Origin of the sequence: Mixta sp. Marseille-Q2659, assembly GCF_940807255.1 — a bacterium.
Classification (GTDB): domain Bacteria; phylum Pseudomonadota; class Gammaproteobacteria; order Enterobacterales; family Enterobacteriaceae; genus Mixta.
In genome coordinates this window covers 1-15,015 of sequence record NZ_CALNWY010000018.1, presented here as the reverse complement: position 1 = coordinate 15,015, position 15,015 = coordinate 1, and the positions used below count along the sequence as shown (strand labels likewise).

Below are 15,015 nucleotides of genomic sequence, written 5' to 3'. Positions count from 1 at the left end.
CAGGCGCGTTTTTTGTGTCAGGCCACCGCTTGCGGCAGCGTCAGCGCTGACAGGTCGATATAGCGCGCCAGCTCGCGCTGTTCCGCCCGTGGCAGATAAGGCAGCTCGCCTAACAGCGGCGCAGAGATTTTTTCCTGTAACACTTCAATGATTTCTGCGTAGTGCGCCAGACCGGGATTAATACGGTTTGCCACCCAACCCAGCAGCGGCAGGCCATCATTAATAATCGCCTGAGCGGTCAGCAGCGCATGGCTAATACAGCCCAGCTTGATGCCGACAACCAGAACGACCGGCAGCTGCTCCTGAATAACCCAGTCTGATAACGGACGCAGATCGTTCATCAGGCTGCGCCAGCCGCCGGTGCCTTCAATTACAACCATGTCCGCCTGCGTTTCCAACAGCTGGAGACCGCTGCTCAGACGTGCATAGTTAATGGTTTCGCCGCGATGGGTACTGATTTCATCTTCAAGCAGCGTAACCGGATTAATGGCTTCATAGGGGACATTGAGCGTAGAAGCCTGCTGTAACACCAGCGCATCTTTATTGCGCGGCCCGTCCGCTGTCATTTGGCTGCTTTTCGCGACCGGTTTATAGCCCACTACAGCTGGGTGCGTTTCCGCCAGCTTCTGCATCAGGGCACGGGTAACCACTGTTTTACCGACGGCGGTATCCGTACCGGTAATGAAAAGACGACTCAGCATAGCAACACTCCGGCAGGCTGACGGCCTGAATAGTTAAACATTAATCATCGGTTTGTGCCGGTTAGTGTAAAAAATTGCGCTTTTCATCGGATTGCGTTAGCGCAATTTTTTGTGGATAACTGCGTTATGATTAGCCCTGTAACAGTTTGACAAGCAATTCACCGTTGTACATGGCGTTTTTAACCAGCGCGGCGCCGGGCATGGTGCCGACATTAGGAAACTCGGTGGGTTCGACGTGAATATTGGCGCTGTAGGCAGGCAGCGCCTGCTGACGAATGGAAGCACCGATAGCGGGATAAAGCACGTCGGCGGCGCGGTTCAGCGGCGAACCGATCAGGATTTTTTCTGGATTAAACAGATTAACCATAATCGCCAGAATGCGCCCTACGCTGTTGCCAATGCCGGTAATAATATCGCGCGCCAGCGGATCGCCATTCAGCGCCGCGTCGCAGAGTGAATCCACGGTGAGCGGCTGATGATGCAGGCTGGAGCTAAGGGCCGTTTGCATCCGCTGCGTAGCGAGTTCCAGGATGCTGCCGATGCTGGCCACGGTTTCCAGGCAGCCGTGATTACCGCAGTAACACTGCTTGCCGTACGCATCTACCTGCGTATGACCAATTTCAACCAGTGAGCTACGGTTATTGTGCAGCAACCGTCCGCCGGTAATGACGCCAGCGCCAACGTTATCATCAATGACCACCTGAATAACGTCTCTGGCACCGCGCGACGCGCCAAACAGCGATTCGGCAATGGTCCAGGCGCAAACGTCGTGCTGAATATAAACCGGCAGGCCGGTATGGGCCGCCAGCTCCGGGCCTAACGGCATATCCGCCACCTCATAAAAAGGCATACGATGAACGATGCCCAGTCCGGTGTGAATAATGCCTGGCAAGGTGATGGCAATCGCGGTAAGGCGCTCAAGCTGGCGCTGATGACGGATAAAAAACTGATCGACTTCCAGGATAATGCTGTTGAGGAGCGGGGTTGGGCTGTCTACCGGCAGGGGGCGAGTTTCTTCGATCACCAGCGCGCTGCTGAGATCGCGCAACGCCAGCGTCATCTCGCCGTTGCCGATACGGATGGCCAGGTAATGCCAGGCAACGGTGTCCAGAATCAAACCTACCGCCGGTCGGCCACGGCTGCCTGGCTCCTGATATTCCGTTTCCTGCACCAGATGCGCTTCCAGCATTTCCCGCACAATTTTGGTGATACTGGCTGGCGCCAGCTGCGCTCGCCGGGAGAGTTCAATACGCGATATTGGGCCAAACTGGTCGATCAGACGATATACAGCCCCAGCGTTTGTCTGCTTGATCTGGTCAATATGACCAGGTTGACTGTCCGCTATCACTCACCCTGCTCCCACTTATTTTCGCGCTTCAAAATAAACCTGCTCAGGCTATGGTGGATGAGTTATCCATGGGCGTCAACTATTTGATTCGATATGTGATTTACTGCACAAAAACCATGAAATTCATCGTGATTAACGCTCATTCTTCGTGCAGTAACAGCGCTTTCATCTGCGCCATTACCGCCGTGGTTTCTCGCTGCCGCGACCAGACCAGCCACATTTCCGACCAGGCATCCGGCTCTTCCAGCGGCAGCCAAACCACGCCAGCCAATTGCGCGCGCCGGAAAGAGGCCGGCAAAATAGAGATGCCCAGACCGGTAGCAACCAGTCCCAGAATCGTCATCGCCTCGCCCACTTCCTGAGTGATATAAGGCTGGATTTGATAACGATGCAGCAGCGCCATGGTTTCGCCATACAGCGCCGTCCCGCTTTGCGCATCGAAAAAAACAAAAGGCTCGTTGGCGAGCGCGGTAACTGAAATACGTTTCTGACGGGCAAGCGGATGTGCATGATGCAGCACGCAATAGAGCGGCTCGCGCAGCAGCAATTGCCAGGCGAGCGTGTCTGGCAACGGGGTATTGCGCATAACACCAAGATCGAGTCGTCCGTCGCTTAACGGCGTCAGCTGCTGACGAGTATTCATCTCCTGCATCTGGATATGCACCTGGGGAAAGCGCTGGCGAAAGGTAAACAACGCATCGGAAACGGCGGTAATAAAGGGCGCTGACGAGGTAAAGCCGATACGGATTTCCCCTTCTTCTCCCTGATGCAGACGCGCGGCGCGGCTGGCCGCCTGTTCGACATCCAGCAAAATTGCGCGGGCATCCTGCAGAAACTGACGTCCGGCAGCCGTCAGCTGCACGCTGCGATTAGTACGTGCCAGCAAACGCGCCCCAATTTGCTGTTCCAGCAGCTGGATTTGCTGACTGAGCGGCGGCTGAGAGATGTTAAGGCGCAGCGCGGCGCGGCCAAAATGCAGCTCCTCCGCGACGGCGATAAAGTAACGCAGATGGCGCAACTCGATATTCATAGGTTAAAAGTATCATTTCAGATTATTAATATATTAGACAGTATAATCCCTGTAATTCACAATTAAATGACTGTATTTAAATAAAGGAACCGTTGTGAACCGCTCATCTCAGACCGCAACCTTGCCTGCTGACAGGGTTCAGCGCGTCTCACCCGCCGTCGTGGCTAAGCACAGCTATATTAAACGCGGCACGCCACAGTTTATGCGCGTTACGCTGGCGCTGTTTTCAGCGGGCCTGGCGACCTTTGCCCTGCTCTACTGCGTTCAGCCTATTCTGCCGGTGCTTTCTCAGGAGTTCGGCGTATCACCAGCGGCCAGCAGTATTTCCCTTTCGATTTCAACGGCGCTGATGGCGCTGGGTCTGCTGGTTACCGGGCCGCTTTCCGATGCAATAGGCCGCAAGCCGGTGATGGTTGTCGCGCTGTTACTGGCGGCCATTTGTACTCTGCTTTCAGCCACCATGAGCAGCTGGCATGGCATTTTGATGATGCGCGCGCTTATTGGGCTGTCGCTGAGCGGCGTGGCGGCGGTGGGTATGACTTATCTGAGCGAAGAGATCCATCCGAGCGTGATTGCCTTTTCCATGGGGTTGTATATCAGCGGCAACTCTATTGGCGGCATGAGCGGTCGCCTGCTTAGCGGCGTCATCACTGATTTCAGCTCGTGGCGCGTAGCGGTGGCCTGTATCGGCTGTTTTGCGCTGGCTTCAGCGCTGATGTTCTGGAAAATTCTGCCCGCTTCACGCCATTTTCGCCCTGCTTCGCTCAAACCTCGCAGCCTGATGATTAACTTTCGCCTGCATTGGCGCGATCGCGGTTTACCGCTGCTGTTTGCCGAAGGTTTTTTACTGATGGGCGCTTTCGTTACGCTGTTTAACTATATCGGCTATCGGCTGTTAAGCGCGCCCTGGTCGCTCAGCCAGGCGATTGTCGGTTTGTTATCGGTGGTTTATCTGACCGGCTCCTGGAGTTCGCCCAAGGCTGGCGCGATGACCGCACGTTATGGCCGTGGCCCGGTGCTGATCTTTTCGACGGCCCTGATGCTGATCGGCCTGCTGATTACTTTAGCAAATTCGTTGTGGCTTATTTTTCCGGGCATGATGTTGTTTACCGCCGGATTTTTTGCTGCGCATTCGGTTGCCAGCGGCTGGATTGGGCCGCGCGCGCGGCGGGCTAAAGGTCAGGCCTCATCGCTGTATCTGTTTAGCTACTATGCCGGCTCCAGCGTGGCCGGAACGCTCGGCGGCGTTTTTTGGCATAACTACGGTTGGCCGGGTATTACCGCATTTATCGCTGTGCTGCTGGTTATTGCGTTAGGTGTCGCCAGCCGTCTGCATGGGAAAAAGCTGTAGCTATCAATAACGGGTCGCCTCCGGGCGGCCTTTTTTACCTGCCTGAATGATAATTTCCCCAATGCTGAGCTGGAAATTTTAAGAGGATATATGTATGTTGTAACTAATTAGATGTTTCTTATCGGAGATAACCATGACCCGCTACGACTTAGTTGAAGATTTACGTCAATGCGCGAATCAGCTGGAATATGAACAGGGCGCGCTTCAGGATCAGTTGCTTTCTCTGCCGCTGCTGGTTGGACGGGTTTTCTCATTGCCGCCGATCGTAAAAGGCGCTGAGCATGAACCGGTAACCCAAATCAGCGTGACGCAGCATTTGGGCGAAGAAGCGCGCAAGCTGGCGTTGCAGCACTACTGTCGCCTGTTTATCCAGCATCAGTCAGAGAATATCAGCACCAAAGCGGCTGTTCGGCTGCCGGGCGCGCTCTGCTTTGAAGCGGACGACCACCAGCACGCCCTTCTCCACCAGCAGATCGACAAAATTAATCAGCTTAAGGCCCAGCTGGAACACATCATTACCGTTGAATCGGGGCTGCCAGCCGAGGCGCGCTTTGATTTTGTCCATACGCACCTGCGCGGCCTGCTAACGCTGAACGCTTACCGTGCTATAACGCTGCTTGATGCGCCGGACAGCGTGCGCTTCGGCTGGGCTAACAAACATATCATTAAGAATGTTACGCAGCAGGAAATTACCGAGAAACTGGAAAAAAGCCTGAAGGCTGGACGCGCACAGGCGCCGTGGACGCGCGAACAATGGGCGGAGAAGGTGCAGCAGGAGCTGATTGCGGTGCAGTCATTACCGAAAGGGGCGAAACTGAAAATTAAGCGGCCGGTAAAGGTTCAGCCTATTGCACGCATCTGGGATAAAGAGCAGCAGAAACAGACGCAGCTGGCCTGCCCTTCTCCACTGCTGGTGCGCTGTCCGAACCGTCAGCAGGTGCCGGTATTAGGAGAGTTGTTGAATTACGATGCAGAGAATATTACCCATCGCTATAAGCCTCAGGCGGAACAGCTGTGGCTGCTGATCCCGCGCCTGCATCTTTACTGCGATCGTCCGGTGGGTTCGGTATAAGAGTGGATTTATCAGGAGCAAGAACGCGTGGCGGCAATAAAACGGGGCCGGTTGGCCCCGTCAGAAGTTACTGCTTCATACTGCCAACCATCTCCTCCGGGCGCACCCAGGCATCAAACTCTTCTTCCGTCAGATAGCCCAGCTTCAGCGCCGAGGCTTTTAGCGTCAGCCCTTCTTTATGCGCTTTCTTCGCAATCTCAGCCGCTTTGTCGTAGCCAATATGCGTGTTCAGCGCAGTCACCAGCATCAGCGACTCATTTAACAGCTGCGTGATGCGATCGCGGTTTGGCTCAATGCCAATCGCACAATGATGATTAAAGCTGTCCATGCCGTCTGCCAGCAGACGGATAGATTGCAGGAAGTTATGGATCACCATCGGGCGGAAAACGTTCAGCTCAAAGTTACCGGACGCGCCACCGATATTGATCGCCACGTCGTTACCCATCACCTGACAGCAGAGCATGGTCATCGCTTCACACTGGGTCGGATTGACTTTGCCTGGCATGATGGAACTGCCCGGCTCATTTTCCGGGATAGCAATTTCACCAATGCCGCAGCGCGGGCCGGAAGAGAGCCAGCGCACGTCGTTGGCAATTTTCATCAGCGAAGCGGCGAGACCTTTCAGCGCGCCGTGAGCATGAACCAGCGCATCGCAGGTGGCCAGCGCTTCGAACTTATTCGGCGCGGTGACAAAGGGCTGACGGGTCAGCGCGGCCAGTTCTTCCGCTACGCGTACCGCATATTCTGGATGGGTATTCAGGCCGGTGCCAACCGCCGTACCGCCCAGCGCCAGTTCCGCTACGTGCGGCACGCTCTGTTCGATATGCTTCAGGTTGTGTTCCAGCATCGCCACCCAACCGGAAATCTCCTGCCCCAGCGTCAGCGGCGTGGCGTCCTGCAGGTGCGTACGGCCAATTTTCACGATGTCTTTAAAGGCTTCGGCTTTGCTCTGAAGGGTTTGTTTCAGAACATTCAGCTGCGGCACCAGATGCTCGCGCAGCGCAATCACCGCGGCCACGTGCATCGCTGTCGGGAACACATCGTTTGAACTCTGGCTTTTGTTAACGTCATCGTTCGGATGCACCAGGCGCGACATGCCGCGCTCGCCGCCGAGGATTTCACTGGCGCGGTTAGCCAGCACCTCGTTCATATTCATATTGGTTTGTGTGCCGGAGCCGGTCTGCCAGATTGCCAGCGGGAACTCGGTGGTATGCTTATCCGCCAGCACTTCGTCCGCCGCCTGGATAATCGCCTGGGCGCGCTCCTGCGGAAGCAGACCGAGATCGCTGTTCACTTTGGCTGCAGCGCGTTTGGTTAACGCCAGTGCATAAACCAGTTCGACGGGCATTTTTTCTGTAGAGATGCGAAAGTGTTCCAGCGAGCGCTGCGTTTGCGCGCCCCACAATTTATCAGCCGGTACATCAATGGGTCCCATTGAATCTTTTTCAATGCGGTTGGCTGCCATTACTTCTCTCCTTTAGCACAAACATATGATTTAAAAAGCCCTGACCTGTGCGTATCCGGCACAGCGGGCGTGGGCCATAGTGTGACATACAATAATTTAACATTATGCGAGCCAGTCGTCCTTATTTGACTTGCATCCTGGTTTCAGTAGAAGTTTCTGATTTAATACCTGCGTTCAGCCGCTACTTGAAAGGGAGATACAATGCTTAAGCTTAACAATTCGCTGCAAAATTATGCCTGGGGCAGCAAAACGGCGTTAACCGAGCTGTATGGCATTCAGAATCCATCGCAGCAGCCGATGGCCGAACTGTGGATGGGCGCCCATCCAAAAAGCAGTTCTACCGTTGAGATCAACGGCAAGCCGCAAAGCCTGCGTGAGCTTATCGAGGCGGATAAAACCGGCCTGCTGGGGGAAAAGGTGGCGGCGCGCTTTGGCGAGCTGCCTTTTTTATTTAAAGTGCTGTGCGCCGAACAGCCGCTCTCCATTCAGGTACATCCGGGCAAACCCGCCGCCGAAGCGGGATTTGAACGTGAGAATCGCGCAGGCGTCGCGATCGATGCGCCGGAGCGCAACTATAAAGATGCTAATCATAAGCCTGAGCTGGTCTACGCGCTGACACCGTTCCTGGCGATTAACGGCTTCCGCCCGCTAACGGAGATCGTTTCACTGCTCCAGCCAGTCGCCGGCGCGCATCCCATCATCGCGCATTTTTTACAACAGCCGGATGAAGCTAACCTGGCTACGCTCTTTTCTACCCTGCTCTCCTTACAGCAGAAGGAGAAATCGCGCGCCATCGATATTCTTAAGGCGACGCTGCACGGCCAGCAGGACGAACCCTGGCAGACCATCGAGCGCATTGCCGCCTGGTATCCTGACGACAGCGGGCTGTTCTCGCCGTTGCTGTTAAACGTGATTGAACTCCAGCCGGGCGAAGCGATGTTTTTATTCGCCGAGACGCCGCACGCTTATCTGCACGGCGTCGCGCTGGAAGTGATGGCGAACTCAGATAATGTGCTGCGCGCCGGCCTGACGCCGAAACACATTGATGTTCCTGAACTGATGGCGAACGTGAAATTTGCCTCCCGCGCGCAGGAGAGCCTGCTAACGACGCCAGTACAGCATGGCGATACGCTTGACTTTCCGGTGCCGGTTGACGATTTCGCTTTCTCAGTGCATCAGCTCAAAGCAACGCCGATCACGCTCAGCCAGCAAAGCGCCGCGATCCTGTTCTGTATTGAAGGCGAGGCGCAGCTGTCGCAGGATACGCAGCAGTTGACGCTCAGCGCGGGCGAATCCTGTTTTATCGCCGCCAGCGAACCCTCAGTGCAGGTTTCCGGTCAGGGACGTCTGGCCCAGGTTTATAACCTGCCGGGCTGACGGTTTGGCCCGTGAATGCTATGATTATTCAAAAATTTATAGCAGGCACTGATGCCGGTAAAAGGACGAATCGATGAACAAGACGAAAATTGCGGTTGGCGTAGTGATTGCGCTGGGAGCGATCTGGACGGGGGCCGCGTGGCTTACCGGTAAGCAGATTGAAAGCCATATGGATCAGATTGTGCAGAACGCCAATGCGCAGCTGGCGCAAATCGCGCCGGACAGCCGTCTGAAAGTCAGCTACCAAAACTATCAGCGCGGCCTGTTTACCAGCCGCACGCAGCTGGTTGTCCAGGCCAGCTCCCAAACGGAAGATAACGCGTTGCTGAAGCCGGGCCAGAGCGTGGTACTGAACGAGACCATCGATCACGGGCCTTTCCCTTTCGCCCAGCTGAAAAAATTCAACCTGATCCCCAGCATGGCTTCGGTACACAGCGAGCTGGAAAATACCCCGGCGTTGAAAACGCTGTTTGAGCTGACCAAAGGCCAGTCGGTGATCGAAGCGGATACGCGTATTGGCTACAGCGGCGCTACCGCTTCCGCTATTCGTCTGCTGCCGCTGGATTATCAGAATGCGCAAACCGGCGAGCGCTATGCCTGGAACGGCGGCAAGCTGGGCATCGACAGTGACGCTTACGGCGATCGGGTGAATTTCGTCAGTGATATTGAGAGCGTTGCGCTGACAGTAAGAAACGAAGCCAATTTGCCGGTGCTGTTTACGCTGAACGGCCTGCATCTGAACGGTAAAACGCATCTCAGCCCGCAGGGCGTACGCATCGGCGAGCAAAATGCCGAGATGAAAAAGTTTTCTGCCAGCGTAAACGGCCTGGAAGCCGCCGTGCTGGAAGGCATGGACATCAAAACGCAGTTTGACGCGAACGGCAACAACGTCTCCGGCCAGGTGGATTATGCGGTAGATAAGGTAACCCTGGAAAACCGTCATTTCGGCTCCGGCAAGATGACCCTGAAGCTGTCACAGCTGGATGGTCAGGCGCTGAAAACCTTCTCCGATAACTATCGCAGCCAGATGCAGGCGCTGATGAATCAGCCCGGCATTCAACAAGATCCAGAGCGCTACCAGGCAGGCGTGCGTCAGATCCTGTCTGCCAATATGCCGCTGTTGTTGAAAGGCGATCCGGTGGTCACCATTGCTCCGCTGAGCTGGAAAAACGATAAAGGCGAAAGCACCTTTAACCTGGCCGCGCATTTTAAAGATCCGGCCACCGCCAGCGGCGCGGCGCAAACGCCAGCCGATGCGCTGAGCCGTATGTTGAAAACGCTGGACGGTAAGCTGGTCATCAATATGCCGATGGCAACGGAGATGATGAAACAGGTGGCAATGGCGGAAGGCTATCAGGAGTCGGATGCGGACAAGCTGGCGGACCAGCAGGTAAAAGGCCTGGCGGCAATGGGTCAAATGTTCCGCCTGACGCAGCAGCAGGATGACAATATCGTAACCAGCCTGCAGTACAACGGCACGCAGGTCACCATGAACGGCGAGAAAATGCCGCTCGACGGTTTCCTCTCCCGCTACATGCTGGGCGCACCGCCACAGGATTTGCCGGAGTAAAACAGGCGCGCCCTTTTCGGCGGCGCGTTTACTATCAGGGCGACATGAAGTCGCCCTTTTTTATGGCTGATGCGCCACCAGCGCGGCGGGCAAAATAATGTTTTGCGTGTCGCTTTCCGGCTGGCTGAGGCGATGCAACAGACGCAGCGCCGCCTGACGCCCGGTTTCCCGCGCCGGAATAGAAACGCGCGTTAGCGGCAGTTCGCTCATCTGTAGCTGTGAGGCATCGCCAAATCCCACCAGCGCCACCTGCTGTCCATACCAGCTTTCCACTGCGCCCTGGCCCAGCGTCCGCCCGGTACCTAGCGCGCCGAAATAACAGCTCAGCGCAACCGTCATATTGTGACAAACGATCGCGGTTATCGAGGGTGCAGCATGCAACAGCGCCTCGGTGCGCGCGGCGATATGTTGCGGTTCGCCTTCAATAATCCATTCATGACGGAAAGGCAGGCCATATTGCAACAGCGTGGCACAATAGCCGCCGATGCGCTCCGCTCGCGTCAGCGAGCCGCCGGAGCCGCCTACCCAGGCGATACGATGATGCCCTTGTTTAATCAGGAACTCGGTTGCCATCCTGGCTGCCTGCATATTATCGGGCCGAATGGAATCGACCTCATCGAGACTGCTGGCGCGTGCGGCGCAGACCAGTGCAATGCCTGCCTCACGCGCCTGGGACGGCAGGCCGGTGGCGTTTTCTGCCCCGCCGCCCAGCACAATGCCGTCCACGCCCTGTGCCAGCAGCGACTCAAAACAGCGTTGCAGATTCTGGCCCGTGTTTCCGCTTTGGGTTAACACCAGAATTTTGCCCTGCGCTTCCAGCGTTTCACTCAGGCCCGCCGTCATCTCAGCGTAAAACGGGTGGCAAATATCGCGCACGATCAGCCCAATAACGCCGCTTTCGCCACCGCGCAGGCTGACCGCTGAGCGATTACGCACATAGCCCAGCGTATCAATCGCCTCACTCACGCGCCGGGCAGTAACCGCTGAGATGCGCCCTTTGCCCGACAGCACCAGCGAAACCGTAGTAACGGATACGCCAGCCTGTTCGGCCACATCGTGAATGGTGATTTTTTTCTGGCTCATACTGCTCCTGCCTCTGATAGACCGCTAAAACGTTACATCTTTTCCACGTAAATCAAAATGGGCATTGCGTTTTAGATTGTGACAGGTTGCGCATTAATCTTCGGTAAAACGTTTTACCTTATTTTACCTCATATACTGCGGCTGTTTTATCGGGAGCAAAAGATGGCCAGAAAGCAAAAAATTACGCTGTGGGAATTTTTCCAGGGATTAGGTAAAACCTTTATGTTACCGGTCGCGCTACTCTCTTTTTGCGGCATTATGCTGGGGATCGGCAGCTCGCTGAGCAGCCGGGATGTGATTACCCTGATCCCCATCCTGGGCCATCCATGGCTGCAGCTGATTTTTGTCTGGATGAGTAAAACCGGCGCATTCGCCTTTAGCTTTTTACCGGTGATGTTCGCTATCGCCATTCCGCTGGGCATGGCGCGAGAGAATAAAGGCGTCGCGGCCTTTTCCGGCTTTGTCGGCTACGCCGTAATGAATCTGGCGATTAACTTCTGGCTGACCGTAAAAAGCATTTTGCCCACCAGCGACGCGGCGATCCTGAAAGCCAACAACATTCAGAGCGTCCTCGGTATTCAGTCTATCGATACCGGTATTCTGGGCGCGGTGATTATCGGCATTCTGGTGTTTTATCTGCATGAGCGCTTCCATACGATTCGTCTGCCCGATGCGCTGGCCTTCTTTGGCGGCACGCGCTTTGTGCCGATCGTTACGCTGCTGGCAACGGGCGTCGCGGGCCTGCTGGTGCCGTTAATCTGGCCGGGATTTGCCGCCGCCATTCGCGGGCTGGGCTGGATCATCAACGGCGCCGGAGACTGGGGCCCGATGATTTTTGGTACCGGTGAGCGCCTGCTGTTGCCGTTCGGCCTGCAACATATTCTGGTCGCCATTATTCGCTTTACCGATGCTGGTGGTACGCTGGATGTCTGCGGGCATAGCGTCAGCGGCGCCCTGACCATCTTCCAGGCGCAACTCTCCTGCCCTGATACCCACGGCTTCGCCGAGAGCGCCACACGTTTTCTGTCACAGGGTAAGATGCCCGCCTTCCTCGGTGGATTACCGGGCGCGGCGCTGGCGATTTACCACTGCGCCCGCCCTGAAAATCGCCATAAGATTAAAGGGCTGTTAATTTCCGGCGTGGTAGCCTGCGTCGTTGGCGGCACCACAGAACCGATTGAATTCCTGTTCCTGTTTGTCGCGCCGGTGCTTTATGTCATCCATGCGTTGCTGACCGGCCTGGGCTTCAGCGTTATCGCCATGCTGGGCGTCACCATTGGCAATACCGACGGCAATGTTATCGATTTCGTGGTTTTCGGCATTTTGCACGGCCTGAGTACCAAATGGTACTGGGTTCCGGCGATCGCGGCGCTGTGGTTTGCGATCTATTACACGCTGTTCCGCTTTGCCATTACCCGTTTCAATATCAAAACTCCTGGGCGAGAAACCGACAACCCGCAGTTTGAAAAAACGCTGGCGTCGGCAGGTGGCGGTTCCGGCTACAACACACCGGCAATCCTCGCCGCGCTCGGCGGCCCGGAAAATATTACCGCGCTGGACAACTGCCTGACGCGTCTGCGCCTGTCGGTGGTGGACAGCAGCCTGGTTGATGACGCGGCCCTGAAAGCGCATGGCGCTATCGGCGTGGTGCATCTCAATCAGCACAGCCTGCAGGTGGTCATGGGCCCGCAGGTACAATCGGTGAAAGATGCGCTCTCCGCCTTAATGAATGTCAGTCCGGCCTGATAACCTGTTTGCCGTCGGGCACTGCCCGGCGGCCTGTATGAGAAAACTATGTTTGATTTTGATACCCCGATCGATCGCCACGGCAGCTGGTGTACGCAATGGGATTATGTCGCCGACCGTTTCGGCGTCGCCGACCTGCTGCCTTTTACCATTTCCGATATGGATTTCCCAATAGCGCCTGTTATCCGCTCGGCCCTGCAACAGCGACTGGATCACGGCGTATTCGGCTACAGCCGCTGGCAGCATGAGGACTTTCTCGGCGCCATTACTTCCTGGTATCAACAGCGCTTCGCCCTTACGGTCGATCGCCAGCAGATCGTTTACAGCCCTTCGGTTATTTATATGGTGGCGCGTTTGCTGCAACTCTGGAGTCAGCCAGGGGACGGCGTGGTGGTTCATACGCCTGCCTATGATGCTTTTTATCAGGTGATCAGCACCAACCAGCGCCAGCTGCTGGCCTCGCCACTGATAAAGGAGGGCCAACAGTGGCGCTGTGATTTTTCCCAGCTTGAAAGCCTGCTGGCCAGAAAAGATTGCAAGATTTTGCTGCTGTGCAGCCCGCATAATCCTACCGGAAAGGTCTGGACGCAGGAGGAATTGGAAACGCTGGCCGCCTGCTGTGAACGCCATCAGGTGAAGGTCATTAGCGACGAAATCCATATGGATATGATGATGGGCGATGAAGCGCATACGCCGTGGCAGCGCGTGGCGCGTGGCCGCTGGGCAGTAGCGACCTCCGCCTCCAAGAGCTTTAATATTCCTGCATTGACCGGCGCCTATGGTTTTATCAGCGATGAGCAGGATCGCCAGGCCTGGTTTCGCGCGATCAAGCAGGCCGACGGCCTCTCCTCGCCCGCGGTGATGGCGGTTGCCGCCCATATTGCTTCTTACCGCGCAGGCGCGCCCTGGCTGGATGCGCTGCGTGCGTATCTCAAGGAAAATCTTGAGCTGATAGCGCAACAGCTGAACCATGCCTTTCCGCAGCTTGACTGGCAGCCGCCGCAGGCAACCTATCTGGCCTGGATCGACCTGCGCCCGTTGGGGCTTGATACAGAGCGTTTGCAGCAGGTGCTGATTGAACAGCAGAAGGTGGCGATCATGCCGGGCGAAACTTACGGTGCGGCAGGCAACGGCTTTATTCGGCTAAATGCGGGCTGTCCGCGTATAAAACTTGAGGAAGGTTTGCGGCGGCTGATTGCCGGTATCAATACGCTGATGGCATAGCATTCACACGGTGACAAAAACGCAGCGGCTCAAATATCAGATTCCGGCTGGATTAGCGGCTGGAAAAGCTATTTGCTAAGCTGATAAAAACGACGATTAGCGCATCGGCGCGATTTAATGGTTGCTGATCTGCTACAACATCAGCAGGCAACGCCTCCATCGACCACAGCCTGCCGGTGCCTAACCCGTCCGTGTCAAAACACAGCGCGGAGTTCGCGAACTTATCACGCAAAAAGCTTAAAGCATATTGCTCCATTGAAACGAAAAGAGTCCCGTTGATGACCAAAGGGCTCTCTTCTTTTTCCGCTGGGCCAGGAAGCTCCTGGCCTGAACGCGGGTGGCCTCACGCTGAAGACTTAACCCGCCACGCGCTGGCGAATACGCTGCTTTTCTTCTTCGCTGAGAAAGGCGATGGTCAGGCCGTTTTCCTGCGCGGTGCGAATATGCGCGCCGGACAGGCCAGCCTGCGGCGCGGCCACCTGATACTCATGGGCAATTTCGATGCCCTGCACCGCCGGATCGTCGGTATTCAGCGTGGCAAGAATGCCGTGATCGAGGAACTTCACCAGCGGATGGTGAGTAAGGTGCGCCACGGTGCTGGTCTGAATATTTGAGGTCAGGCAGGACTCAATACCGATGCGATGCTCGGCAAGAAAATCCATCAGCGCCGGATCCTCGACCGCTTTGACGCCATGCCCGATACGCTCCGCGCCCAGTTCGCGAATCGCCTGCCAGATACTTTCTGCGCCCGCCGCTTCGCCCGCATGAACCGTAATACGGAAGCCCGCATCGCGCGCACGATTAAAGTGGCTCAGGAATTCGCTGCCGGGGAATCCCAGCTCGTCACCGGCCAGATCGACGGCGGTGATGCCGTCGCGATGCGCCAGCAAACCTTCCAGCTCATTCAGGCAGGCTTCATCGCCGAAAGTACGGCTCATAATGCCGATCAGCCGCACATCAATATCATGCTGCTGGCAGCCTGCGCGCACGCCGTCGATGACCGCTTCCACCACGCCGGCGATTGGCAGATTATGGTTCATCGCCATAT

General features: G+C 56.1%; 13 protein-coding genes. 6 read left to right on the top strand and 7 right to left on the bottom strand.

The features are described from left to right. Window positions 1-17: 17 nt before the first annotated feature. The 3 genes from bioD to P3C52_RS13485 all read right to left on the bottom strand — a co-directional run bounded on the left by bioD (window position 18) and on the right by P3C52_RS13485 (window position 3,079). Entirely contained in the window at window positions 18-701 is a 684-nt protein-coding gene (bioD, locus tag P3C52_RS13495) for a dethiobiotin synthase (protein ID WP_275555503.1), read from the bottom strand. A gap of 130 nt (window positions 702-831) precedes the next feature. Continuing rightward, on the bottom strand, window positions 832-2,049 hold the full coding sequence (locus P3C52_RS13490) for an ROK family transcriptional regulator (protein WP_275555502.1): 1,218 nt from the start codon (window positions 2,047-2,049) through the stop codon (window positions 832-834). Window positions 2,050-2,188: 139 nt separating this feature from the next. Continuing rightward, the gene (locus P3C52_RS13485) at window positions 2,189-3,079 is read right to left on the bottom strand and encodes a LysR family transcriptional regulator (RefSeq protein WP_275555501.1); all 891 of its coding nucleotides are present in this window, start codon (window positions 3,077-3,079) and stop codon (window positions 2,189-2,191) included. Between the two features lie 94 nt (window positions 3,080-3,173). Between P3C52_RS13485 and P3C52_RS13480 the strand changes: the two genes are divergently transcribed. Together P3C52_RS13480 and tus are read left to right on the top strand one after the other, a co-directional pair. Beyond that, on the top strand, window positions 3,174-4,430 hold the full coding sequence (locus P3C52_RS13480) for an MFS transporter (RefSeq protein ID WP_275555500.1): 1,257 nt from the start codon (window positions 3,174-3,176) through the stop codon (window positions 4,428-4,430). Between the two features lie 133 nt (window positions 4,431-4,563). Then, on the top strand, window positions 4,564-5,502 hold the full coding sequence (gene tus / locus P3C52_RS13475; RefSeq protein ID WP_275555499.1) for a DNA replication terminus site-binding protein: 939 nt from the start codon (window positions 4,564-4,566) through the stop codon (window positions 5,500-5,502). A gap of 67 nt (window positions 5,503-5,569) precedes the next feature. Here tus and fumC read toward each other — a convergent pair whose 3' ends face one another. Further along, the gene (fumC, locus tag P3C52_RS13470) at window positions 5,570-6,967 is read right to left on the bottom strand and encodes a class II fumarate hydratase (protein ID WP_275555498.1); all 1,398 of its coding nucleotides are present in this window, start codon (window positions 6,965-6,967) and stop codon (window positions 5,570-5,572) included. Between the two features lie 201 nt (window positions 6,968-7,168). On the opposite strand from fumC, the gene manA reads away from it, so the two are divergent. Further along, on the top strand, window positions 7,169-8,344 hold the full coding sequence (manA, locus tag P3C52_RS13465) for a mannose-6-phosphate isomerase (protein WP_275555497.1): 1,176 nt from the start codon (window positions 7,169-7,171) through the stop codon (window positions 8,342-8,344). 73 nt (window positions 8,345-8,417) lie between these two features. Next, entirely contained in the window at window positions 8,418-9,914 is a 1,497-nt protein-coding gene (locus P3C52_RS13460; RefSeq protein ID WP_275555496.1) for a YdgA family protein, read from the top strand. Window positions 9,915-9,974: 60 nt separating this feature from the next. Here the strand turns inward: P3C52_RS13460 and malI are convergent, their stop codons facing one another. After that, window positions 9,975-10,997, bottom strand: coding sequence for a Mal regulon transcriptional regulator MalI (gene malI, locus P3C52_RS13455; RefSeq protein WP_275555495.1), 1,023 nt, complete (start codon window positions 10,995-10,997; stop codon window positions 9,975-9,977). 162 nt (window positions 10,998-11,159) lie between these two features. Here malI and malX point away from each other — a divergent pair, with 162 nt between their 5' ends. Both malX and P3C52_RS13445 read left to right on the top strand, forming a co-directional pair. Then, complete coding sequence (gene malX, locus P3C52_RS13450; protein ID WP_275555494.1) at window positions 11,160-12,743, top strand: maltose/glucose-specific PTS transporter subunit IIBC; 1,584 nt, start codon at window positions 11,160-11,162, stop codon at window positions 12,741-12,743. A 48-nt stretch (window positions 12,744-12,791) separates the two neighbouring features. Continuing rightward, the gene (locus P3C52_RS13445) at window positions 12,792-13,967 is read left to right on the top strand and encodes a MalY/PatB family protein (protein ID WP_275555493.1); all 1,176 of its coding nucleotides are present in this window, start codon (window positions 12,792-12,794) and stop codon (window positions 13,965-13,967) included. 52 nt (window positions 13,968-14,019) lie between these two features. On the opposite strand, the gene P3C52_RS13440 is transcribed toward P3C52_RS13445, so the two are convergent. Beyond that, window positions 14,020-14,253 (bottom strand): hypothetical protein, encoded by a 234-nt coding sequence (locus P3C52_RS13440; RefSeq protein WP_275555492.1) that lies wholly within the window; start codon window positions 14,251-14,253, stop codon window positions 14,020-14,022. Between the two features lie 70 nt (window positions 14,254-14,323). Next, window positions 14,324-15,015: adenosine deaminase (add, locus tag P3C52_RS13435; protein WP_275555491.1), on the bottom strand; the 692-nt coding region annotated here is incomplete at its 5' end.